This is a genomic window from Enterobacter chuandaensis (assembly GCF_039718975.1).
GTDB classification, from domain to species: domain Bacteria; phylum Pseudomonadota; class Gammaproteobacteria; order Enterobacterales; family Enterobacteriaceae; genus Enterobacter; species Enterobacter chuandaensis.
Map to the genome: position 1 here is coordinate 3,060,353 of NZ_CP097173.1, position 24,062 is coordinate 3,084,414.

Sequence of the window (24,062 nt, forward strand, 5' to 3'; positions counted from 1 at the left end):
AATATTTTAAAAATTAAAAGTTCAAACCAAAGAATTCTTCAAACTTACTCACGACGTAGTCCAGGTGCTCGGTAGTCAGCCCTGGATAAATACCAATCCAGAAAGTTTGATTCATAATACGGTCTGTATTTGTTAATCCCCCCACAACACGATATTTCACATTTGCAAAATATGGCTGACGCGTCAGATTGCCAGCGAATAACAGACGGGTACCAATTTTAGCTTCATCAAGAAACTTGACCAAATCAATGCGTTCAACACCGCTAGTTTCTTTCAGCGTAATAGGGAAACCAAACCAGGATGGATCAGATTTCTCCGTAGCTTCCGGTAATTCCAAAAACTCAGCGCAGGATTGCAAACCATTTTTAAGGTATGCAAAATTCTCTTTGCGTTTTTGCACAAACTCTTCCACTCGTTCGAGCTGTGCAAGGCCACAAGCAGCCTGCATATCCGTAATTTTCAGGTTATATCCCAAATGCGAGTAGGTGTATTTGTGATCATATCCAAATGGCAGAGAACCCAACTGCTGACCAAAACGTTTCCCACAGGTATTATCACAACCAGGAGCGCAGTAACAATCACGTCCCCAGTCTCGGAAAGATTCAATCAATTTCTTTAATTCACCTGATTTGGTGAACACAGCTCCGCCCTCACCCATCGTAATATGGTGGGCCGGATAAAAACTTACTGTACCAATATCCCCGAAAGTACCTACCATCTGGCCATCATATGTCGAGCCCAGAGCATCGCAGCAGTCTTCAATTAACCACAGATTATACTTATCCGCGATGCGGCGAACTTCTGTAAGATCAAATGTGTTACCTAAGGTGTGCGCGATCATAATCGCTTTTGATTTTTCACTCACAGCAGCTTCAATAAGAGAAGCATCAACATTATACGTTGGGATATCTACATCAACAAAAACTGGAATCAACCCATTCTGAATTGTTGGGTTAACAGTAGTCGGGAACCCGGCGGCAACAGTAATTACTTCATCACCGGGTTTGAGCGCACGGTCTCCTAACTTTGGCGACGTCAATGCGGTCAAAGCTAACAAGTTTGCTGAAGAACCCGAAGTGGTGGTTAATACATGTGGTACACCAATAAACTCACCGAGTTTCTTTTCGAAAGCATCATTAAAGCGTCCCGTTGTAAGCCATCCATCTAAAGAAGCCTCAACCATCAGCTGTAGCTCTTTAGCCCCGATGACTTTACCTGAAGGTGGTACAACGCTGACACCAGCATTAAAAGGTTTCGGGCTTAATGCCTCATCGGCATACTCAGCAACGAGTTTGGAAATTTGTTCACGCAGGTTTTTTGCTGTCATTGCTATAATTCCTGTACTTATCTGTTTAGCTAAAAGTAGTCGCGGTCATGTAGTCATGGATTTCACGTTTCGAATATTCCAGCATATCCGATCCGCCTATCCATGCTTTGTGCCATTTAACAATACGACCAAGTGTTTCAACGAGCGCCCATCGAGGGTGCCAACCTAATTGCATATGCGCTTTTGAGCAGTCGAGTTTAAGATAGTGAGCCTCATGAGGATGGTTCTGCCCATCCAACAACCAGCTTGCCCCTTCCCCCCACAACGTAACCATCTTTTCAACAATAAACTCAACCGTTTTTGCATCCTCTTCACGAGGACCAAAGTTCCACCCTTCTGAGTATTTCGCACCGTCAATAAAGAGATTTTGTGCGATGACGATATAACCAGAAAGAGGTTCCAGCACATGCTGCCAAGGACGAATAGAGTGTGGATTACGAATAATAACCTGCTGATTATTCTCGAAGGAACGCAAGATATCTGGTATGAGACGGTCTTCCGCCCAATCACCGCCGCCAATAACATTACCTGCTCTAACTGAAGCCAGACCCACACCATGGTGAGCATAGTTTTGAGGGTTAAAGAATGAACTTCTAAACGCAGAGGCGACTAATTCAGCACACCCCTTACTATTAGAATATGGGTCATAGCCCCCCATCGCTTCATTTTCGCGATAACCCCAAACCCATTCACGATTTTCATAGCACTTATCGCTGGTAATATTGACTACAGCTTTTATACCTCCAACCTGCTTCACCGCTTCAAGCAAATTAACGGTGCCCATGACATTCGTTGAGTAGGTTTCAATGGGCTCCTTATAAGAGAGCCTGACAAGCGGCTGAGCGGCCATATGGAAAATAATGTCTGGTTTAAAAGAGGCAATAGCGTTACGTAATTTTTCAAAATCACGAATATCACCTATTTCTGACTCCATCAACGAACTGATATTGACAGTGTCAAAAAAACTTGGCGTTGTAGGTGCATCAAGAGAATAACCTTTTAGCGTTGCCCCCATTTCACTTAGCCAAAGTGAAAGCCATCCACCTTTAAATCCCGTATGACCAGTAATAAAAACGCGTTTTCCTTGCCAGAAGTTTTTATCAATCATGATATCACTCCCACGTTTTCCAGGGTGCCGTTCCTTTCTCCCATAAACCTTCCAGGTACGTTTTATCACGCAACGTATCCATTGGTTGCCAGAATCCTGCATGCTCGTAGGCCATGAGTTCCCCTTGCTTTGCAAGCGTCATCAACGGCTCTTGTTCCCAGGTAGTTGCGTCGTTTTCAATGAGATCAATCACCGAAGGATTCAGTACAAAGAACCCCCCGTTAATCATTGCGCCATCGCCTTTCGGTTTCTCCTGGAAAGATTGAACCTGGCCGCCACGGATATCCAGCGCGCCAAAACGCCCCGGAGGGAAAGTTGCCGTTAGGGTTGCTTTTTTGCCATGCGCTTTGTGAAAATCAATTGTCGCGCGGATATTAATATCAGCAACGCCATCACCGTAGGTAAAAAGGAAGGCTTCATCATTTTTTACATATTCAGCAACACGCTTTAAACGTCCGCCGGTCATCGAAGAATCACCCGTATCAACCAATGTCACATTCCATGGTTCGACCCGTTTGTGGTGTACTTCCATTCTGTTTTCTGCCATGTGAAAGGTTACATCTGACATATGCAGGAAGTAATTCGCAAAATATTCTTTGATGACATACCCTTTATAGCCACAGCATATAATAAAATCTTTAATTCCATGAGAGGAGTACATTTTCATAATGTGCCAAAGTATCGGCTTACCACCGATCTCTACCATTGGCTTTGGTTTTACTATTGTTTCTTCACTTAATCTGGTTCCTAGTCCACCAGCCAGAATCACTGCTTTCATACCTAACCCTCTATTTTATTTAGATGCAGTGAATGCATCCGAATAGAAATTATCAACTGACATTTTTTTGGAAATAAAATCTTTTTTACTCGCATCAATCATGACTGGTGAACCACAAGCATAAATATCAAATGACTCCAGCGAATCGAAATCCTCGAGTATTGCATGATGAACGAAACCTTTACGCCCATTCCATGTTGGATCATTACCGGAGACCACGGGCACAAAATGAATTCGTTCAAATTTATCATCTAGTTCCTGAGGCAGTAAAGAGTAGAAGTCCTTACCTAAAGGCATACCCCAATAGATATAAATTTCTCGAGATGATGCATTTTCTACCAGATGCTCAACCATGGCTTTAACTGGGGCAAACCCAGTACCACCCGCAATAAAAATGATGGGCCGGTCACCTTCTCTGATAAAGAACGTCCCACATGGGCCTTCAATGCGCATCAGGGTATTGACTTGCAATTCGCTGAATAATAATGAACTCATTTGGCCATTAACAACGTTTCGTATGTGCAACTCTATGCCATCAATGCCATTACAGTTTGCAATAGAATAACTCCGCGTTACACCTTTATACTGAAGGTTAACGTATTGCCCTGGGAGAAAATCCATTTTTGCAGTTGGTGGTAAACGGAGAGTTAACTTCATGACGTCATCAGAAACCAGCTCAATGCTATTTACCTTGCATGGAACAATTCTTTTTACTTGTCCCTGTAATTCTGGATAATAATGGGCCTGCAATTGAAGATCACTTTTAGGTTTGCAATTACATGTCAGAACCTTATCTCCCTGACCATATGCTTTACCCTCACTATCTGTTACCTCGCCGACGAGTAAAGTCGATTCGCAGACTCCGCAGTCTCCATTTTTGCAACTATGTTCCAGATGTATACCCGCAGCTAAGGCAGAATCAAGAATAGATGACTCTTCAGTTCCAGAGAATTCGATATTAGATGGAAAAATTTTAATTAAATGAGACACTGTCATTATTACTCAAATGATGAAATTTGTGTCAACAAAGGAGCAATAGCATCTTTTGCTGAAAGTTCAGGTTGCTGAGTTAACGGCCATTCAATACCTATTGTCTCATCACTCCACAAGATACTCCCTTCGGCAGCTGGTGCATAATAATTTGTTGCCTTATAAAGGAATTCAGCAGTTTCGCTTAGGGTGACGAACCCATGAGCAAAGCCTTCGGGAATCCAAAGTTGTTTTTTATTTTCTGCTGACAGATATACACCGACCCACTTTCTAAAAGTTGGAGAATTTTCACGTATATCGACGGCTACATCAAAAACTTCGCCCAAGGTACATCTTACTAATTTACCTTGCGCATGATCTCCCTTTTGAAAATGCAGGCCTCTAAGCACTCCTTTACGAGATTTGGAGTGATTATCTTGTAAAAAAGATATCTTACGGCCAACAGCATCTTCGAAAAGTTTATGATTAAAGCTTTCAAAGAAAAAACCACGTTCATCTCCAAACACTTTTGGTTCAAAAATTAAAACGTCTGGAATAGTTGTTTCAATAACATTCATTTCTTATAAACCTTTAATCATCTTTATAAGATATTTGCCATAGTCATTTTTAAAAAGTGGTTCTGCAAGCCTTTCTACCTGTTTTACATCTATAAAACCCTTGCGAAAGGCAATTTCCTCCGGGCAAGAAACCTTCAGACCCTGGCGCTCTTCGAGCGTGGCAATGAAGTTACTAGCTTCAATCAAACTCTGATGCGTCCCCGTGTCCAGCCAAGCATAACCGCGCCCCATCATAGCAACAGACAAACGCCCCTGCTCCATATAAATTCGATTTATATCAGTAATTTCAAGCTCGCCACGCGCGGAAGGCTTCAGGTTTTTAGCCAGTTCTACGACATCGTTATCATAGAAATATAATCCGGTGACCGCATAATTACTTTTCGGTTCCAGCGGTTTTTCTTCAAGGCTGATGGCAGTTCCATTCTTATCAAATTCAACGACACCGTAACGCTCAGGATCATTAACATGGTATGCGAATACGGTCGCACCACTCTCTCGATTGACCGCCGTTTCCATTAATTTAGGCAGATCATGACCGTAAAAAATATTATCGCCGAGTACCAACGCGCAGTCATCATTTCCGATAAAATCTTCACCGATGATAAATGCCTGGGCTAAACCATCCGGCGAAGGCTGAACCTTATAATGTAGACTTAAACCCCATTGACTGCCATCACCCAGTAATTGCTCAAAACGAGGTGTATCCTGCGGAGTGCTAATAATCAAAATATCACGAATACCCGCTAACATTAGCGTTGAGAGCGGGTAATAGATCATTGGTTTGTCATATATGGGCAACAATTGCTTGCTGACGGCCATGGTCACTGGATATAAACGGGTACCAGAACCACCAGCTAAAATAATGCCTTTACGGGTTTTCATTTCATTATCTCTTTATACGCAAAAGTACCCACTGACGGGCACTAACATTATATTCAGATTGCTGTCGCAGCAAACAATTCATTCAGCATACGTTTAACTCCGTTCTCCCAATTGGGAAGAACAAGCCCAAAGGTACGCTGGAATTTTTCATTATTAAGACGAGAGTTATTTGGTCGGCATGCCGGGGTTGGATAAGCGCTGGTTGGTACTTTATTTAACTGCTTGATTGCAAGTGCAACATCAGCTTTTCTGGCTTCGGAAAAGACTAATGCAGCATAATCATGCCATGTAGTGACACCACTCGCAACGAGGTGATAAAGGCCAGCAACCTCCTGATTTTTCTGTGCAATCCGAATAGCATGTGCGGTACAATCCGCCAATAATTCTGCACCCGTTGGCGCACCAAACTGATCGTTAATGACGGAAAGTTCAGTTTTCTCTTTAGCCAAACGTAACATGGTTTTTGCAAAGTTATTGCCTTTGCCAGCATAAACCCAGCTGGTACGAAAAATAAGGTGCTTTGGGCAATATTCTTGTAATGCCCTTTCACCGGCCAGTTTCGTTTTGCCATAAACATTTAATGGTGCAGTGGCATCATCTTCAAGCCAGGGTGCATCACCGGTACCCGGAAAAACGTAATCAGTCGAGTAATGCACAACCCACGCGCCTGTTTCAGCAGCGGCTTTGGCAATAGCCTCTACGCTTGCGGCATTAAGGAGTTGTGCAAAGTCCACTTCAGATTCAGCTTTATCCACGGCAGTATGTGCGGCAGCATTCACAATCACATCTGGACGTATTTTTCTTACGGTTTCAGCAACACCTTCAGGATTACTAAAATCGCCGCAATAATCGGTAGAATGCACATCAAGGGCGATAATATTTCCCAGCGGGGCGAGTGCCCGTTGCAACTCCCAGCCTACCTGACCATTTTTCCCGAACAACAGAATATTCATTATTTGCGTTCCCCATAATTCTGCTCAATCCAGGTTTTATAAGCCCCGCTTTTTACGTTTTCCACCCAATCGGTATTGCTCAGATACCACTCCACCGTTTTACGAATGCCGCTTTCGAATGTCTCCTGAGGCTTCCACCCTAACTCAGCAGCAATTTTATGTGCCTCAATCGCATAGCGACGGTCGTGACCCGGACGGTCAGCCACATACGTAATCTGATCGCGATAAGACCCCTCTTTACGCACAATCTCATCCAGCAGGTCACAAATCGTATGCACCACATCCAGGTTCTGCTTCTCGTTGTGTCCACCAATGTTGTACGTCTCTCCCGGTTTCCCTTGGGTGACCACGGTGTAGAGTGCACGCGCATGATCTTCTACATACAACCAGTCACGAATCTGGTCACCCTTCCCGTAAATAGGCAGAGCTTTCCCTTCCAGCGCATTCAGGATAACCAGCGGGATCAGTTTTTCCGGGAAATGGTACGGACCATAGTTATTTGAACAGTTGGTGACGATGGTCGGGAAACCGTAGGTACGCAGCCAGGCACGAACGAGATGATCGCTCGAGGCTTTCGACGCTGAATACGGGCTGCTGGGCGCATACGCAGTGGTTTCAGTAAAGAGTGGCAACTCAGTTGATGCCGGATGCTCATCTGGATGCGGTAAATCACCATACACTTCGTCGGTAGAGATGTGATGGAAACGAAACGCTTTCTTCGCCTGCTCATCCAGCGTGGACCAGTACGCACGAGCGGCTTCCAGCAGCACATAAGTGCCGACGATATTGGTTTCGATAAACGCAGCCGGGCCGGTAATGGAACGATCGACGTGACTTTCAGCGGCCAGGTGCATCACCGCATCAGGCTTATGCTTTGCGAAGATGCGATCCATGGCGTCTTTGTCGCAAATATCGGCATGCTCAAAAGCATATCGGTCGCTAGCACTAACTTCAGTTAGCGACTCCAGATTTCCGGCATAGGTGAGCTTATCCACATTGACGACATCGTCCTGGGTATTTTTAATAATATGTCGTACAACCGCTGAGCCGATAAAACCAGCCCCGCCCGTCACAAGAATTTTCACGTTATCTGTTCCGTCTGGTGTATGTGTCTGGATACTGGCGTTCTGAAACCGGAGCATTTATTAACAGTTTCAGAAATTGAGCACGCTACCGCCCCTGGCTTAACAGCTACCAGTGCACTGAGCGATGTTTGATTAAATGATTTTTCTTGTCTGGATACAGACAAAAACTGGCGTTAATTGTCGTCCTAAACGACCTCAGAAACAAGCACAAATCGCTACAAAGCTGCTGAGATTTGAATCAGATAACTCTATGTAATCATTAAAATTAATAACAAAAAACGGCAGTTATCATTTTGGTTATGTCTCAACATTCCAAAATGATAACTGCCGTTTGTTCAGGCCGTGGCAGGAATATCAGTCGTTAGCCAGCAGCTTCTCAATCCGGCTTCTGAACTTCTGACCTTCCTTCAGGTTACGCAGGCCGTAGTTAACAAACGCCTGCATATACCCCAGTTTCTTACCGCAGTCATAGCTGTCACCGGTCATCAGCATCGCGTCAACAGACTGTTTTTTCGCCAGCTCAGCAATCGCGTCGGTTAGCTGGATACGGTCCCAGGCGCCCGGCTCAGTTTTTTCCAGCTCCGCCCAGATATCCGCATTCAGAACATAACGGCCAACCGCCATCAGGTCAGAATCCAGCGTCTGCGGCTGATCGGGTTTTTCGATAAACTCAACGATGCGGCTCACCTGCCCTTCCGTCTCCAGCGCTTCTTTTGTCTGGATAACGGAGTACTCGGAGAGATCGCCCTTCATGCGTTTTGCCAGCACCTGGCTACGGCCAGTTTCATTGAAACGTGCCACCATTGCCGCCAGGTTGTAGCGCAGCGGATCGGCAGAAGCGGTATCGATGATGATGTCCGGAAGAACAACAATGAATGGGTTATCACCCACAACCGGACGAGCACACAGAATAGAGTGACCCAGCCCCAGCGGCTGCGCCTGACGGACGTTCATGATGGTCACGCCCGGCGGACAAATAGACTGAACTTCCGCCAGCAGCTGACGCTTAACGCGCTGCTCAAGCAACGCTTCGAGTTCGTAAGAGGTGTCGAAGTGGTTCTCAACCGCATTCTTGGATGAATGGGTAACCAGGACGATTTCTTTGATCCCTGCAGCAACAATCTCGTCGACGATGTATTGAATCATCGGTTTGTCGACAATCGGCAGCATCTCTTTAGGAATGGCTTTAGTGGCTGGCAGCATATGCATGCCCAGGCCTGCTACCGGAATGACTGCTTTCAAATTAATCATTATTTCTTCCACCTTAAAATGGTTGACGAATTATAGCTCTTAAACCTGTTTTCGCCAGCATGATTTGCCGTAATCCTCAGGCAATGTTACGCCCTGGCCCCACAAATTTCTGTAGTTGTAATCTGAATAGATCACGCTTCTGTGCCAGGAATAGTCTCAAAAAAGAAAATTGTCGATTATCTGTGCGGAAGCGCAAAGTTCAGCTTTTCCACATTCACCACCTGCTGATCCACCCGGTCAATATCCACCGAGCTCTGCCCCTTCTCATTTACCGCTTTGATGTTCGCCAGCGACAGCAAGGTTTCATCTTTGGCCATAAATTTACCCCGCACATCTTTACGCAGGTCGAAGTTGATCTTCAGCGCGGAGCCAATAGCGGCTTCCTGCATCACGTTGATATTACGCAAGAAAAGATGCTGCGGCTTATTGTGCAGCTCAAGCGTCGCCCGCTTCATCTCCACGTTAGTGATCGCCACAAAGGAGGTCGCATTACCGGACGAAATTTGTATTCCGCGCAGCTTATACGCAAGCTGGCGATTATCCAGATGAATATTGTTGAGCTTGAAGTTCTGCGGGATGGACAAATAATCGCCTTTAATTACCCCATAGCCGATTAACATTCCGGCACTATTGACCATGTCGACATTATCAATAATGAAATTATCACAGCCATAAATGGCGACCGTGGCGTTGTCTATACCCGCCTTTTTACTGAAATCGGGGGTAATATTTTTGGCCTTTATATTGCGGATAACAAAGTGTTTCCCGTTCTCAACGTGCACCAGCTGGCGACAGTTGCTGCCGATGATATTTGCCACCACGAAGTTCTTCACTGTTTGCTTTTCCGGGTAGTCGTTATCGTAGGTGCTGCCAGCAAGGCCAATGCCGATGCCCCAGTTGATCTTGCCATTAGTGCAGTTGATATTGTCGATCACATGATCGGATATCAGGATATTGCGATCGTTGATGGCGACGTTCCACTCGATCGCATCCCCCTGCAGATGGCTGAATTTACTGTTGGTGATGCGAGCGCCATCGACCTGATTATGGAAGCCCTGGCGCAGAATGGCGTAGTTTGCCTGGCTCACGCTGATGTTATCAATCAGCAAATTGCGCATCACACTGGGTTTCTTGCCGCCGATGTAGATCTGCGTTACCGGGCCAAATCCACTCATCGCCAGGCCTTTAATCACACAGTCAGATCCGCGAACGTCGAGCGTAATGTTCTCCGTGCGCCCGCCGCCTTCACCGATCACTTTGCAGCCTTCCTGCAGCACAAAGCGGCCGCGTCCGTTGCCGGTTAACGCCCCGCGGATCAGCAGTGTTTTACCGTCGGGAATAAAAATACCCGTATTGATGTTTTCACAGGTGAGTCCGGCCGGGACCACAACGGTATCACCGTCCTTAAACGCCTGCTTAAAGGCGGCAATCCAGTCGTTGTTATTGTACTGATTAATGGAAACCGTCTTTCCGCTTGCCGCCCGCGCGATGCGGGTCGACAGCAGCGGCGAGGCCGCCAGAACGGAAAGAGAAGAGACAAAAGTGCGTCGGGTAATCTTTTTCAGCATACAACCTCGGCGTTACAGCGTTTGCAGCAGGCTCGCTAACTGGCGGTTAATCACCTGCTGGTTAAAATCGGTTTCAACTTTTTGTCGGGCATTGTGGAGCACCGGCTCCAGCGCCTGCTGGTCAATGTCGCTGAAGGCAGCTAATCGATCCGCAAGGGCCATCGCGTTATTCTCCGGCACCAGCCAGCCGGAATGGTCAGATTTGATCAGCTCCGGGATCCCGCTATGCAGCGTCGATACCACCGGGATCCCCACGGCCATCGCCTCCATCAGCGCCACCGGAATGCCTTCCATATCGCCATCGGCGCCCGTTACCGAAGGCAGCAGGAACACGTCCGCCTCATCGAGCATGGCTTTGACCTCGTGGCTGGGCTTGAAGCCCGGCATCTCCACGACATCCTCCAGTTGATACTGCTCGATAAGCGTGCGCAGACGACGTTCCCACGGCCCAATACCGAGAATGCGATAGTGGAAATCCACCCCGCGCGCCTTCAGCTGGCGGCAGGCTTCAATCGCCACGTGCAGACCTTTCTTCTCGGTCAGACGTGCTACGGAGATGATCTGCAGCGGTTTCCCCGGCACCTTAACCGGGCGGCGGGTAAAGCGGGCTAAATCCACACCCATACGCGACACGGTAATTTTCTCCCCCGGGCAGCCCATGTTTTTCAGACGTCCGGCCCACAGTTCGCTGATGGGCAGCATCATGTCGCCGCGGCGGAAAAGCTGCTGATATTCCGGCGTGTAGTGGTTCAGCACTTCGCGGCTGGAAATATCGATCCCGTGGAAGATGGTGGCAATTTTGCCGTCAATCACCCCCAGCTCACGCAGCTTCGCTGCTGTTACGCCCGCCGGGCCAAAGTGGGCGATAAACACGTCGGCTCGATACGGCTGCGCCGTTTGCCCGCAGATGGCCGACAGAATTAAATTGCGAGATTCAGAGCCATAGCGGGAAACATTCAGCGCCCGCCAGGTCGACGCGCGGTGGATCCCGCGTAACGTCTGGCTCGCCCGGTGGCCCAGCTTGCTCAGTTTCCCGGAAGGTTCGTCCTGCAGCCAGCGGGTTTTCGCCTCCAGCCCATACTGGGTATACGCCGCATGGGTATTTTGGGTGTCGCCCTTTTGCAGGGCGATAATCTCCACGTCATATCCCATATCGATAAACGCGGTGATTTGGTTCAGGACAAACGTTTCAGACGACAGCGGAAATTTCAGCAAGAAGAAACCAACCTTCATTTCCCCTCCCGCACGCGATCGAGCACCGATTTCACCATATCAATCCCCTTCTCGCGCTCGGCTTTCACCGCTACCGCCAGGCGTTCATTGATGGCAGGCAGCTGACCCAGGGTGTCGCCCACCATCGCACCGAGCGAACCATCGAGAAGATGACGAATATCCACGGCCATTTCAGGCATGCCAAGCTGCTGCATGATGCCTGCTGATTTGTGCTCATAGTTGATGGCAATGGCCGGCGTGCCAAAGTTCATGGAGATAATGGCGGAGTGCAGGCGCGTGCCGACGGTCAGGTCGCAGGCTGCGAGCAGTTTGCCCATCTCCAGGTCGTTCAGTTCGTCCATCACCACATGGTAGCGGGACGGGTCGTTCACCAGGTTGCGCAGGTTCAGCGCCACCATGCGGTCATCTTTGTTGTAGCTGTCGATGCCGGTACAGGTTGAGAGCGCCAGCACCTGGTAACCGCTGTCCAGCACGCGGTTCACCACGTCGGCGAACGCTTTCTCGTAGGCTGCCTGGGTGGTGCCAAGACGCTTATCGAACGGAGCGAGTTCACGCAGGGTAATCGCGACGGTTTTCTGTTTCGCCGCCACGTCGAGCCAGTGCTGTACCGCGTAGCTCGGCTGGAAATTATCGTCCTGGTGATCCACCAGCCAGGCGGTGTCCACGCCGTGCTCGACTTTAGAGGTGTCAATTTCGCTGCGCTTCATCATGTCGAGGCTGACCGATTCACGCAGGATCAGCGCGTCACAGTGGCCGAACACGTAGTTCGCCAGCTGGTTAAACTGCGGATCCTGGAATGGCCCGACGCTGTGGCCGATCATAAACAGCGGCTTTTTCGCCATAAACGTGCACAGCGCATGCTCAAACTGCGGCACGCCGTAGAGATCGACGAAGAACGATCCGCCGACCTGAATAATCGCGTCATAGCCAGACAGCAGACGCACGAAATCGGTAAAGCCCTGCGCGATAGCGATGTTGCGCAGCTTGCCGGTGTCGGTCACGCGGGAAAGCAGCACCTGATGCTGGTAGCGACGGCGCAGCACTTTTTTCACGCGCCCCATCACGCCCGCGGCGTTGTTGTGCTGTTTCATCTGGCTGTAGAGCGGGTCGCCCATCACCGGGCGATTCAGTAACCAGGATGAGCTGACCGGATAACGGCTCATCACGTCCACTTCAGTCTCAGGCTTAAGGGTGTTAATTGCATCCAGTAAACCGCGCAGGATGGCGCTGTCGCCACGGTTGCCGCAGGTATGGTTGCCAAGAATTAATAATTTCATAATGGCCTCTTAAAGAACTAGCCTGCGCGAAGCAGCGTTTTCATTTTTTCGTTACGGCAAAACTGGCGCTTCATCTCAACCACCAGCGCGTTGCGCGACAGCACAATCATCACGCCAAAGGCCAGCGCGCCCGCGGCAACCTGCACCGCCAGCAGCGCGGCCAGCGGCAGATGCCCGCTGAGGATAATGCCCAGGCCGTAGCTCACCGCCAGGGTCGGCAATGAGAGATAGAACGGCAGCCACAGGCTCAGGATGTACTGACGGTAGCTGGAGCCCAGCACCGGTTTGATCATGATGAAGTAGCTCAGAACGGTATTGACTACCTGCACCAGCAGGAAGCCCAGCGTGACGCCGATGGCGCCCGCCATATGCCCGCCAACGATAATCGCCGGAATAAACAGGAAGGTTTTGAACACGTTGAACTTAAAGCTGATATCCACGCGCGCTTTTGCCATCAGCAGGGAACCAATCGGATTCCCCACGGAGCGCAGCAGCCCCACCACGCACAGCAGCTGCAGGATCGGGATGATGCCGTTCCACTTCTCGCCGAACACCAGCGGCACGAAGTTGCTGGACACCACCATCAGCCCCAGCAGCACCGGGAAGTTGATAATTCCCACCACGGAAAGCAGCTTGTAGAAGTTGACGCGCAGCTTCTCGGTGTCGTCCTGAATCTTGGCGAACGCCGGGAACAACACGCGGGTGATAATCGGGTTCAGCTTCATAGGAGGAACAACCGCGACGTTATAGGCCAGGTTGTAGCCCCCCGCCACGCTCGCGCCCAGGATGCGCGCCAGCACCAGCGTCGAGAGGTTGGTGTTCACGTAGTTGATAATGCTGTCCGCCGTCAGCCACGCGCCAAAGCGCAGATTGGATGAAACGGATGCGAGAGAGAAGTGCAGCCCCGGACGGTAAATCTTGCGGCCAAAGTAGCCGAACAGCAGCGTACGCACGGCAGAATTCACCAGATAACCGAGGATGGCGGTCATCGCCAGCGGCCAGAAATGGGCGCTCACCACGGTGAAGGTAAAGCCCGCCAGCACCGCGCTGGTTTCAATCATGCCGATTTTGTTGAACTCCAGCTCTTTTTGCATCAGCGCGCGGAACTGCTGTCCGTGGGGGATCACCACGAAAGCAAACGACAGCGTGCGCATCAGCGGAGCCAGATCCGGGTTGTGCAGCACGCTGGCGATGGTGTCGCTCAGCAGGAACACCAGCACGAACACGAAAATGCCCAGCCCAACGTTCAGCCAGTAGAGCGTGGTCAGCTCGAGATGGCTAATCTCTTTACGCTGGATAATGGAGTTGGCGATACCAAAGTCAGACAGCGTGTCGGCCAGCGCGATAATCACCAGCGAGACAGTCAGCAGGCCGAACTGGTGATTATCAATAATGCGCGCCAGCACCGTCATCTGCACCAGGCCGAGGCCAATGATGACGATGGTCGCCATCGCTGACCACTTCGCCCCGCTGATGGTTTTTTCACGTAAGCTCATCTTAGTACGCCGCTTTGTTCACGAAACCTTTGAAGATGGTCAGAAAAACAATCTTGATATCGAACCAGATACTCCATTCACGGATGTACTCCAGATCGAATTCGATACGTTTTTCCATTTTTTCCAGCGTGTCGGTTTCGCCGCGCCAGCCGTTGATCTGCGCCCAACCGGTAATGCCCGGTTTCACCTTATGGCGCAGCATGTAGCCTTCAATCAGCGAGCGGTACTGCTCGTTGTGCGCCACCGCGTGTGGACGCGGGCCAACAATCGACATGCCGCCGGTAAAAACGTTGATGAACTGCGGCAGCTCGTCAAGCGAAGTGCGGCGCAGGAAGTTCCCCACGCGGGTGACGCGGGGATCGTTCTGCGTCGCCTGGGTCACCACCTTGTCGTTTTCCATCACCTTCATGGAGCGGAATTTCCACACCATGATCGGCTTACCGTCCATGCCGTAGCGGGTCTGACGGAAGATAACCGGGCCGGGAGAGCTCAGCTTCACCGCCAGGGCAATGCAGCACAGCACCGGGGAAATAAGCAGTAAAATCAGTGAAGAGAGCACGATATCCTCCACGCGCTTGAGCACGCGGTTAATACCCGACAGCGGCGTGTCGTACAGCGGTACCACCGGCACACCGTTTACTTCTTCAATGCGTGAATGGAGGATGTTGAAGGTAAAGACGTCCGGGATGAGGATCACCGAACAGGTGGTGTCCGCCAGCTCGCGCATCAGCTGCTTGATGCGGGATTCGTCCTTCATCTGCATGGCGATATAGACGTTGTGAATTTTGCCGGCCTTCGCATCTTCAATAAGCTGCGCGTAATTGCCCGCCCAGTCCGACGGCACGCCGCCCGGCTTCGCGTCGTGGTAAATCCCCACCACTTCAAACCCTAACCACGGCTCTTTGCGGAAGCTGTCGAGCAGCACCTTCCCGACCGGCAGATCGCCCGCCACCGCAACGAAGCGACGGTTATAGCCGCGGTTACGCAGCCAGCCCGCACCGAAGCGGATCAGAGAGCGGCACACCACCATGCCGACGCTGGTTAACAGGTACCAGCAGAGATAAGTCACGAAGCGGTTGTCAAAATCATGGCTGAACGCCACCAGGCCTGCGCTGAAGATCAGGCTCAGGGTCCAGTTCTGTAGCAGCAGCATCAGTTCGGTGGTCATTTTCACGCCGCGCCACGAGCGGTAGAAATCGGTCATCCCGCCGATCATCTGAAACACGACCAGCGCAATCAGTGCCATCAGCAGATGCATGTATAAGAACGGCAGCCCGCTGATCCGACACACCGCCCACAATCCACCGACCATGATGGTGATATCAGAAAAACGCTGCACCATAGAGATTAACGATGCATTCGTTCTCGCTCGTTCGCGTTTTTTTAGATTCGTCATCGTTGTTCCTTTATTCAACCAAAACCTTACCCCTCACCCTAACTCTCTCCCCCTCTGGGGAGAGGGCCGGGGTGAGGGGCAGACTTCAGGTTTTCGTATTACTGATTCAACAGCGCCAGAATGTCCTTCGTTCGGGCTTCCATCAGCGCCGTGTCGGCGCGGGATTCCACGTTCAGGCGCACCACCGGCTCGGTGTTGGACGAGCGCAGGTTAAAGCGCCACTGCGGGAACGCCATGCTGATGCCGTCGGTACGGTCAATTTCCAGCGCGTGAATGGCAAAGTGCTGCTCCACGCGGGCAATGGCCTCGGCCGGCTGCGCCAGCTTGCTGTTGATCTCCCCGCTCGCCGGGAATGCCGCCATGCGGTCGCGCACCAGCTCGCCCAGGGTCTGCCCCTTCAGGCACAGCAGCTCGGTGACCAGCAGCCACGGGATCATCCCGCTGTCGCAGTAGGCAAAATCGCGGAAGTAGTGGTGGGCGCTCATCTCACCGCCGTAAATGGCGTCTTCTTCGCGCATGCGCTCTTTGATGAAGGCGTGGCCGGTTTTGGACATCACCGGCGTGCCGCCCGCCGCGGACACTACGTCAACCGTGTTCCAGGAAAGGCGCGGGTCGTGAATAATCTTCGCGCCCGGGTTTTTCTCGAGGAATGCTTCCGCCAGCAGGCCGACGATGTAGTACCCCTCGATGAACTGCCCTTTCTCGTCGAACAGGAAGCAGCGGTCGAAATCGCCATCAAAGGCGATGCCCATATCGGCACCGTGCTCAATCACCGCGTTGCGGGTGTCGTCGCGGCACTCCGGCAGCAGCGGGTTAGGAATACCGTTCGGGAAGTTGCCGTCCGGGGTGTTGTGTACTTTGATGAAGGTCACCGGCACGTTCAGCGCCTTAAAGCGCGCTTCAAGGGCATCAACAACCGGGCCAGCGGCGCCGTTACCGGAGTTAATTACCAGCTTCAGCGGCTTGAGGTTCGCCACGTTGATGTAGCCCAGCAGGTGGTCGATGTACTCTTTTTGAAGGTTGATCTGCTTATAGCTGCCGCGCTTCGCCTCGTTCACCGGCGGGAAGTCGTTGGCTTCCGCGAGGCGTTGCACGTCGCGCAGGCCGGTGTCGCCGCTGATCGGACGGGCACCCTTGCGCACCAGCTTCATGCCGTTGTAGTCCATCGGGTTATGGCTGGCGGTGACTTCGATACCGCCGTCCACGCCGAGGTGGAAGGTGGCAAAATAGATCTCTTCGGTCCCGGACAGGCCGATATCCAGCACGTCCACGCCCGCGTCCTGCAGCCCTTTTGCCAGCGCCAGCTTCAGGGACTCGCTGGTCAGACGCACGTCGCCGCCCAGCACGATAGTCTTAGGTTTTAAATATTCGCCGTACGCGCGGCCAATACGCCACGCGATGTCTTCATTCAGCTCTTCGCCCAGCTTGCCGCGAATATCGTAGGCTTTAAAACAGGTTAACTTTTCCATGATGACCCCTTTTTCAGGCAACAGTTGGCCCTGACCACTTAATGGCCAAATTTATTTTTGTCATTCGTAGGCCCGGTAAGCGCAGCGCCACCGGGCATGAAGCAAAGGTTTACACTCGCCCGTAACGGTCCTGGAAGCGGATAATGTCATCCTCTTCCAGATACGAGCCGGAGCGCACCTCAATTAAATCGAGCGGAATTTTCCCCGGGTTTTCCAGACAATGTGTGGCGCCCAGCGGAATATAAATGGACTCGTTTTCTCCGAGCAGTTTGACTTCACCGTCGATAGTGACTTTAGCGGTACCCGCCACCACCACCCAGTGTTCGGCGCGGTGATGGTGCATCTGTACCGACAGCCCCTCGCCCGGCTTCACGGTGATGCGTTTCACCTGATAGCGGTCACCGGAGTCAATGGAGTCATATTTCCCCCACGGACGGTAGACTTCGCGGTGAATATGGTGCTCGTGGCGACCGTCCGCCTTGATCTTCTCCACCACTTTTTTAACGTCCTGCACGGCATTACGGTCGGCAATCAGCACCGCGTCTTTGGTCTGGACAACCACCAGATCCTTCACCCCGACGGTGGTCACCAGGCCGGACTCGGCGTAAACGTAGCTGTTTTCCGTTTTGTGACTAATCACATCGCCGTGATGGACGTTACCCTCCGGGGTATGGGCGCTGATCTCCCACAGGGAGGACCAGGAGCCCACATCGCTCCAGCCCGCATCCATCGGTACCACGACGGCATCTGCCGTACGTTCCATCACCGCGTAGTCAATGGACTCTTCCGGGCAGGCGAGGAACGCCTCTTCATCCACGCGGATGAAGTCGAGATCCGGGTCCACCACCGCCATCGCTTTTTCGCAGGCGTTAAGAATATCCGGGCGGTATTTGCGCAGCTCTTCAAGATAGCGTCCGGCGCGGAACAGGAACATCCCGCTGTTCCAGTAATATTCACCGCTGGCAACGTAGGCCTGCGCGGTTTCGAGATTCGGTTTTTCAACAAACTGCGCCACGTCAAACGCCACGCTGTCGCCTTCACCCGGCGTCACGCTGCCGCGCCGGATGTAGCCATAGCCAGTTTCCGGCAGATCCGGCACGATGCCGAAGGTCACCAACTTGCCGATCTCGGCGTAAGGAATGGCCGCACGCACCGCGTCGCGGAACGCGTCTTCCTGCTGGATAACGTGGTCTGCCGCCAGGACCAGCATCAGCGGGTCACAGTCAGGGCTGCTGCGTTTTGCCGCCAGCGCCGCCAGGGCGATCGCAGGCGCGGTATTACGGCCGGCAGGTTCCAGGATGATGTTTTCGGTGAGTTTGTTCAGCTGGCGCAGCTGCTCGGCAACGATAAATCGGTGCTGTTCGTTACAAATCACCACCGGGCTTTCACACTCCACGCCGTGCAGACGGTTTACCGTCGTCTGCAGCATGGTGAGATCCCCTTTCAGGCAGAGGAACTGTTTTGGATAGAGCACGCGGGACAGCGGCCACAACCGGCTACCAGAGCCACCAGCCATCACAACCGGATACAAAGTGGTTTGACTCATGATTTATCCCCGTATATCTGCAATAAATTGGCTCAGCACGTTCTCTTTCTCGAGCGTGCGTTCGGCATATTCACGTGCCACCGTGTTCACTTTTGGCATGGCTAGCGCCTGTTCAATGCCGGTGACCAGCGCCGGGACCGATTCCGGCTCCACGCACACTGCAATCCCCGGATAGCTGTCACACAGCTGGCCTAATTCTGTTTCGGCTTCTGCCGTAATCACCGCGTTACCGCCCACTGCCAGAATGTTGGTCAGCTTGGACGGCAGCACCGCATCCGCCGCGCCGCGCTTTTGCACCACAAGATGGCAGTCGCCCATCTTCAGCAGCGCAGGCAGCGCGTCGTAAGACTGCAGCGGGAAAAACTTCACGTTGGTCAGGCCGCGTTCGCTTGCCATCTTCTCCAGCCGCGCTTTTCCCCCTCCCTGCCCGACAATCACAAACGTCCACGGCTGTTCTCTCAGCTGCTGGGCCGCTTCAATCACGCTCTCCAGCCCCTGCTTTTCGCCGATGTTGCCTGAGTAAAGAATGATTTTTTGGTCTTCAGGCAAACCAAGCTGGTCGCGGAGCGTCTGAGCGTCTTGCTCTGTCACATCGCGAAAACGCGCCACTTCGGACCAGTTCGGGAAGAAAATGACTTTCTCCGCCGGGACGCCCTTCTCCTGCGCCTTGTTCATCATCGAGCGCGAGATGGTCGAAACGTAATCCACGTTATGCAGGCCACTGCGCTCAAAGGCGCTGGCGAGCTTCGCCACTTTGCCGCCCTTGCCTTTGCCTGCCATCCCCAGGCCCAGCATCGCGTCGACTTCGTAATCCTGAATGTGCAGCAACGTGCGCGCGCCGGAGAGTTTGCCCAGCAGGCGCATGCCCGGCGTGCAGAACAGCGTCGGCACCACGCCGATGATGCGATCCGGCTTCCAGCGACGCTGCGCCATCAGCGGGAAAAAACTGCTCAGGGCAAAGCTGCCCAGATGAAGTAAGCGTTTCAGCGTCGAGGGCTGCTTAGGGACATACAGCGGGCAGCGCCAGACGGTCGCTGTACCCTCTTCGCGACGGTAGCGCCAGCTTGAGTAGCGCTCCCCGACTTTCCACTCCGGGTAGTACGGCGGCGCTGTAATGACCCGCACGTCATGTCCCTGGCTCGCCATCCACTCCACCATCTCGCCGGTGTATTTCCCGATGCCGGTTAGCTCCGGCGAGTAGTTAATTCCGTATACGAGGATCTTCATAAGCCCGGCACCCCGGCCTGACGATCGGCCAGGAAATAGGCACGGCTGTTGTCGTGCACATTGTCGCTGGCCAGCAACGCCTCTGGCGTCTGCCAGCGGTAGTCGTCATGCTGAGAATCAGGCAGACGCAGGTCTGCCTCACTCACCTTCAGGCGGAACCCCAGCACGATGTAGTGTGTGGAGAACCCGGTACCTGAAAAGTTATCGTCATAGAAGTGCTGCCAGACCCCGTAAAACTGGCCTGCTGCCATTGGCAGCTGCAGACCCAGTTCCGCCAGAGTGAGACGCTCAAACGCATCATGAAGCGTCTCATCCTTCTGCACGCGCCCGCCGGGCACGAACCAGAAGCCCTGTGCAGGACGGTTGGTTCGTTTCCCCAGCAAGAACTCGCCGCGTTCGTTCTCCACGATCAAATCAATTGAGATGAGCGGAGTGGAACGCACTACCGTGGCAAAATCTTCCTGACTTAAAAACATCATTACCCCCGGAAGCGGTGCTGGTTTTCCAGGAACCACTGATAGGTGCTGGCGAGCCCCTGCTCCAGTGACACCTCGTGATACCAACCCAGCTGATGCAGACGGGTCACGTCCAGCAGCTTGCGCGGCGTGCCGTCCGGTTTAGTCGCGTCAAACACCACGCGGCCCTTGTAGCCCACCACCTGCGCGATGGTTTGCGCCAGCTCGCGAATGGTGCAGTCCACGCCGGTCCCGACGTTGATGTGCGACAGCATCGGCTCGGTGTTCTCCTGCCACACCTCGCGATCCAGCTCCATCACGTGAATGCTGGCGGCAGCCATGTCGTCCACGTGCAGGAACTCGCGCATCGGCGTCCCGCTGCCCCACACCACCACGTCCGGCGCGTTCTCGGCGGTTGCCTCGTGGAAGCGACGCAGCAGCGCCGGGATCACGTGCGAATTGCTCGGGTGGAAGTTGTCGTGCGGTCCGTACAGGTTGGTCGGCATCACCGAGCGATAGTCGCGGTTATACTGACGGTTGTAGGACTCGCACAGCTTGATCCCGGCAATCTTGGCAATCGCGTACGGCTCGTTGGTGGCTTCAAGCGTGCCCTGCAGCAGCTCGCTCTCGGCGATCGGCTGCTTCGCCATTTTCGGGTAGATACAGGATGAACCGAGGAACAGCAGCTTGTTCACGTTGTGCAGATGTGCCGCGTGAATGATGTTGCTCTCGATCATCATGTTCTCGTAGATGAAATCCGCCGGGTAGGTGTTGTTAGCGACAATGCCGCCCACCTTCGCCGCCGCCAGATACACCTGGTCAATGCGTTCGTTCGCAAAGAAGTCCTGTACCGCACGGCTGTCGAGCAGGTTCAGCTCGTCGCGGGTGCGGACAACCACCTCAACGTCACCGCGCTGTTCGAGCTGGCGAACAATCGCGGAACCCACCATTCCGCGATGGCCGGCGACAAAAATACGTTGTTTTGTCATTCTCAGGACTCCAGCGCGATGGCAACCTCGTAGCCATGAGACTTGAGCAGGGAGTGTTTTTTCGCTGCTTCAAGATCTTTGGCCACCATCTCGGAAACCATCTCCTGCAGAGTGGTCTCTGGTTTCCAGCCCAGCTTCTCGTGCGCTTTGGTTGGGTCGCCCAGCAGGGTTTCCACTTCAGCAGGACGGAAGTAGCGCGGGTCAACCTGCACAATTACGTCGCCTGGCTTGACGCCCGGCGCGTCGTGGCCGGTCACGGAAACAACGATACCCTTCTCTTCCACGCCGGTGCCTTCAAAGCGCAGTTTGATGCCCAGCTGCGCCGCAGCCATTTCAACGAACTGACGAACGGAGTACTGCACGCCGGTCGCGATCACGAAGTCTTCTGGCTGTTCCTGCTGCAGCATCATCCACTGCATTTTCACGTAGTCTTTCGCATGGCCCCAGTCACGCAGGGAGTCCATGTTGCCGAGGTGCAGGCAAGATTCCAGACCCTGAGCAATGTTGGCGATAGCGCGGGTAATTTTGCGGGTCACGAAGGTTTCGCCGCGGCGCGGGGATTCGTGGTTGAACAGAATGCCGTTACAGGCGTACATGCCATAGGATTCACGGTAGTTAACGGTGATCCAGTAGGCGTACAGTTTTGCTACCGCATACGGAGAACGCGGGTAGAACGGCGTGGTCTCTTTCTGTGGAATTTCCTGCACCAGGCCGTACAGCTCGGAGGTCGATGCCTGGTAGAAGCGGGTTTTCTTCTCAAGACCGAGGAAGCGAATCGCTTCCAGCAGACGCAGGGTACCCATGGCGTCAACGTCAGCGGTGTATTCCGGGGACTCGAAGGAGACCGCTACGTGGCTCATCGCGCCCAGGTTGTACACTTCATCCGGCTGCACTTCCTGCAGGATACGTGTCAGGTTGGAGGTATCGGTCAGGTCGCCGTAGTGCAGGTGGAATTTCGGGTTCGCGGCATGGGGATCCTGATAGATATGGTCCACACGTTCGGTGTTGAATGAAGAGGCACGACGTTTAATACCGTGAACTTCATAACCTTTTTCCAGCAGCAATTCTGCCAGGTAAGAACCATCCTGTCCGGTAACGCCGGTGATGAGAGCGACTTTAGACATGTTTATATTCCTCTGTACTTATCAAAGTTTTTCAGTTTCAACGCGTTCGCGTATCACCACTGCGGGATTGCCACGGCAAATTTTATTTGCCGGTAGCGATTTAAAAACGCTGCTGCGGGCACCGACTACCGTGCCATCGCCAACAGAAACACCAGGTGCAACAAAAACATCCGTTGCCAGCCAGCATTTTTCGCCGATCACAATTGGCGAAGCGGTAATATCAAAATGCTGACTCATAAAATCGTGGCTGCCGGTGCACAAATAACACTTCTGTGAAACTACCGAATTTGCGCCTATCGTAATCTCGCCCAGGGTATATAACACCGCGTCATCCCCTACCCAGGCGTAATCCCCGAGGGTTAATTTCCAGGGGTAGGTAATTTTTACCGACGGACGAATAACTACGTTTTTTCCGATTTTTGCGCCAAACAGGCGCAATAAAAAGGCACGCCAGCGGTACAATATTTGCGGTGACCAGGCAAATAATGTTGCCTGAACCGCCCACCATAACTGCACCTTAATACCACTCCCGCCCCGAAAACCTTTCGGCACGGAGAAACCGTTCAGATCCTGCATTGCGTTTCCTTATATTCAGGCTTTGTTATATAAGGTTTTCGTTTTACCTGTGGTACGCAGGCGTAATAAATAAGATAATTCCGCCCAGAACCCCGGCACGCGTAATATTTTACGCTGCACGTTTTTGGCATCCTGACACAATTCCAGATTATTCGACGTTGACACACCGCCCATCGAGAATTCCGATACCAGTCCTTTAATTCGACGGAACGGGTAGCCAGATTTATACAGGCTGGCGGCCAGCGCATAATCCGAAGACACTTTATACTGCAAATCGTAAGGCTGTTTTTTCAGACCCTTTACCGGGAAGAAAATGGCCTGATGGCTGGCCGGCAGGCTGTGGTAGATATACCAGCCCGGTTTCGCGCTGCGGCACACTTTATGTCCGTCGCCAAAATCGAGCAGCGCATCGCCAATATACATGGCATCCTCTTTCTGGCGCGCCAGCTGACGGGCAAACAGCGCCACGTCATCGTGGAAAATATCACCGGAATTGAGGAAGATGGCATAACGGCCCTGGGCCATATTAATGCCCTTGTTCATCGCATCGTAGATGCCTTTATCTTTCTCGCTGATGTAGCGTAAGTTGAACTCACCGTTGAGTTTTTCCAGAAACTCCGCCGTGCCATCGTTCGAGCCGCCGTCGACCACAATCCACTCAAAGGTGAGGCTTGGATCGCGCGCCAGGTTGCGCAGCGAGCGCCAGGTTTTTACCACCCCTTCGTAATTACGAAAAGCGACAGTAATGACGCTAAGAAACATAAATCACCTCATT

The 24,062-nt window shown here is 52.3% G+C and carries 22 protein-coding genes; all 22 read right to left on the reverse strand.

Annotated features, from left to right (window positions below; translation table 11 throughout):
• Nucleotides 1-13: 13 nt before the first annotated feature.
• On the reverse strand, nucleotides 14-1,327 hold the full coding sequence (gene rfbH / locus MX657_RS14915; protein ID WP_265194560.1) for a lipopolysaccharide biosynthesis protein RfbH: 1,314 nt from the start codon (nucleotides 1,325-1,327) through the stop codon (nucleotides 14-16).
• 25 nt (nucleotides 1,328-1,352) lie between these two features.
• Nucleotides 1,353-2,435: a CDP-glucose 4,6-dehydratase gene (gene rfbG / locus MX657_RS14920; RefSeq protein WP_119916978.1), complete on the reverse strand. Its 1,083-nt coding sequence runs from the start codon at nucleotides 2,433-2,435 to the stop codon at nucleotides 1,353-1,355.
• 4 nt (nucleotides 2,436-2,439) lie between these two features.
• Nucleotides 2,440-3,213 (reverse strand): glucose-1-phosphate cytidylyltransferase, encoded by a 774-nt coding sequence (rfbF, locus tag MX657_RS14925; RefSeq protein ID WP_119916977.1) that lies wholly within the window; start codon nucleotides 3,211-3,213, stop codon nucleotides 2,440-2,442.
• Between the two features lie 15 nt (nucleotides 3,214-3,228).
• Nucleotides 3,229-4,203 carry an FAD-binding oxidoreductase gene (locus tag MX657_RS14930; protein ID WP_119917001.1) on the reverse strand — a complete coding sequence of 325 codons (975 nt, stop codon included), beginning with the start codon at nucleotides 4,201-4,203 and terminating at the stop codon, nucleotides 3,229-3,231.
• Nucleotides 4,204-4,211: 8 nt separating this feature from the next.
• Entirely contained in the window at nucleotides 4,212-4,760 is a 549-nt protein-coding gene (rfbC, locus tag MX657_RS14935) for a dTDP-4-dehydrorhamnose 3,5-epimerase (protein ID WP_119916976.1), read from the reverse strand.
• 3 nt (nucleotides 4,761-4,763) lie between these two features.
• Nucleotides 4,764-5,642: a glucose-1-phosphate thymidylyltransferase RfbA gene (gene rfbA, locus MX657_RS14940; RefSeq protein ID WP_119916975.1), complete on the reverse strand. Its 879-nt coding sequence runs from the start codon at nucleotides 5,640-5,642 to the stop codon at nucleotides 4,764-4,766.
• A 53-nt stretch (nucleotides 5,643-5,695) separates the two neighbouring features.
• Nucleotides 5,696-6,595, reverse strand: coding sequence for a dTDP-4-dehydrorhamnose reductase (rfbD, locus tag MX657_RS14945; protein ID WP_080329663.1), 900 nt, complete (start codon nucleotides 6,593-6,595; stop codon nucleotides 5,696-5,698).
• Nucleotides 6,595-7,680 (reverse strand): dTDP-glucose 4,6-dehydratase, encoded by a 1,086-nt coding sequence (rfbB, locus tag MX657_RS14950; RefSeq protein ID WP_346806077.1) that lies wholly within the window; start codon nucleotides 7,678-7,680, stop codon nucleotides 6,595-6,597. Before rfbB ends, rfbD begins: the two co-directional genes overlap by 1 nt.
• A gap of 354 nt (nucleotides 7,681-8,034) precedes the next feature.
• A complete protein-coding gene (gene galF, locus MX657_RS14955) occupies nucleotides 8,035-8,931 on the reverse strand; it encodes a GalU regulator GalF (protein ID WP_080329665.1) in 897 nt (298 codons plus the stop codon).
• Nucleotides 8,932-9,107: 176 nt separating this feature from the next.
• Nucleotides 9,108-10,499, reverse strand: coding sequence for a colanic acid biosynthesis protein WcaM (gene wcaM / locus MX657_RS14960; RefSeq protein ID WP_346806078.1), 1,392 nt, complete (start codon nucleotides 10,497-10,499; stop codon nucleotides 9,108-9,110).
• 12 nt (nucleotides 10,500-10,511) lie between these two features.
• Nucleotides 10,512-11,732 (reverse strand): colanic acid biosynthesis glycosyltransferase WcaL, encoded by a 1,221-nt coding sequence (gene wcaL / locus MX657_RS14965; RefSeq protein ID WP_119916973.1) that lies wholly within the window; start codon nucleotides 11,730-11,732, stop codon nucleotides 10,512-10,514.
• Nucleotides 11,729-13,009, reverse strand: coding sequence for a colanic acid biosynthesis pyruvyl transferase WcaK (gene wcaK, locus MX657_RS14970; RefSeq protein WP_346806079.1), 1,281 nt, complete (start codon nucleotides 13,007-13,009; stop codon nucleotides 11,729-11,731). The genes wcaL and wcaK overlap by 4 nt, the downstream gene beginning before the upstream one ends.
• A gap of 17 nt (nucleotides 13,010-13,026) precedes the next feature.
• Nucleotides 13,027-14,505, reverse strand: coding sequence for a colanic acid undecaprenyl disphosphate flippase WzxC (wzxC, locus tag MX657_RS14975; protein WP_023312393.1), 1,479 nt, complete (start codon nucleotides 14,503-14,505; stop codon nucleotides 13,027-13,029).
• Between the two features lies 1 nt (nucleotide 14,506).
• Nucleotides 14,507-15,901, reverse strand: coding sequence for an undecaprenyl-phosphate glucose phosphotransferase (wcaJ, locus tag MX657_RS14980; RefSeq protein WP_080329669.1), 1,395 nt, complete (start codon nucleotides 15,899-15,901; stop codon nucleotides 14,507-14,509).
• Nucleotides 15,902-15,999: 98 nt separating this feature from the next.
• Nucleotides 16,000-17,370 carry a phosphomannomutase/phosphoglucomutase gene (cpsG, locus tag MX657_RS14985; RefSeq protein WP_218726877.1) on the reverse strand — a complete coding sequence of 457 codons (1,371 nt, stop codon included), beginning with the start codon at nucleotides 17,368-17,370 and terminating at the stop codon, nucleotides 16,000-16,002.
• Between the two features lie 109 nt (nucleotides 17,371-17,479).
• A complete protein-coding gene (cpsB, locus tag MX657_RS14990) occupies nucleotides 17,480-18,916 on the reverse strand; it encodes a mannose-1-phosphate guanyltransferase (protein ID WP_346806080.1) in 1,437 nt (478 codons plus the stop codon).
• Nucleotides 18,917-18,919: 3 nt separating this feature from the next.
• Nucleotides 18,920-20,143 carry a colanic acid biosynthesis fucosyltransferase WcaI gene (gene wcaI, locus MX657_RS14995; protein WP_346806081.1) on the reverse strand — a complete coding sequence of 408 codons (1,224 nt, stop codon included), beginning with the start codon at nucleotides 20,141-20,143 and terminating at the stop codon, nucleotides 18,920-18,922.
• Nucleotides 20,140-20,619, reverse strand: coding sequence for a GDP-mannose mannosyl hydrolase (locus MX657_RS15000; protein ID WP_119917000.1), 480 nt, complete (start codon nucleotides 20,617-20,619; stop codon nucleotides 20,140-20,142). The genes wcaI and MX657_RS15000 overlap by 4 nt, the downstream gene beginning before the upstream one ends.
• Before the next feature lie 2 nt (nucleotides 20,620-20,621).
• Nucleotides 20,622-21,587: a GDP-L-fucose synthase gene (fcl, locus tag MX657_RS15005; RefSeq protein ID WP_013097874.1), complete on the reverse strand. Its 966-nt coding sequence runs from the start codon at nucleotides 21,585-21,587 to the stop codon at nucleotides 20,622-20,624.
• Nucleotides 21,588-21,589: 2 nt separating this feature from the next.
• A complete protein-coding gene (gmd, locus tag MX657_RS15010) occupies nucleotides 21,590-22,711 on the reverse strand; it encodes a GDP-mannose 4,6-dehydratase (protein ID WP_003863514.1) in 1,122 nt (373 codons plus the stop codon).
• Between the two features lie 21 nt (nucleotides 22,712-22,732).
• Complete coding sequence (wcaF, locus tag MX657_RS15015) at nucleotides 22,733-23,287, reverse strand: colanic acid biosynthesis acetyltransferase WcaF (protein ID WP_119916968.1); 555 nt, start codon at nucleotides 23,285-23,287, stop codon at nucleotides 22,733-22,735.
• Nucleotides 23,288-23,302: 15 nt separating this feature from the next.
• Nucleotides 23,303-24,049, reverse strand: coding sequence for a colanic acid biosynthesis glycosyltransferase WcaE (gene wcaE / locus MX657_RS15020; RefSeq protein WP_039263104.1), 747 nt, complete (start codon nucleotides 24,047-24,049; stop codon nucleotides 23,303-23,305).
• Nucleotides 24,050-24,062: the final 13 nt, after the last annotated feature.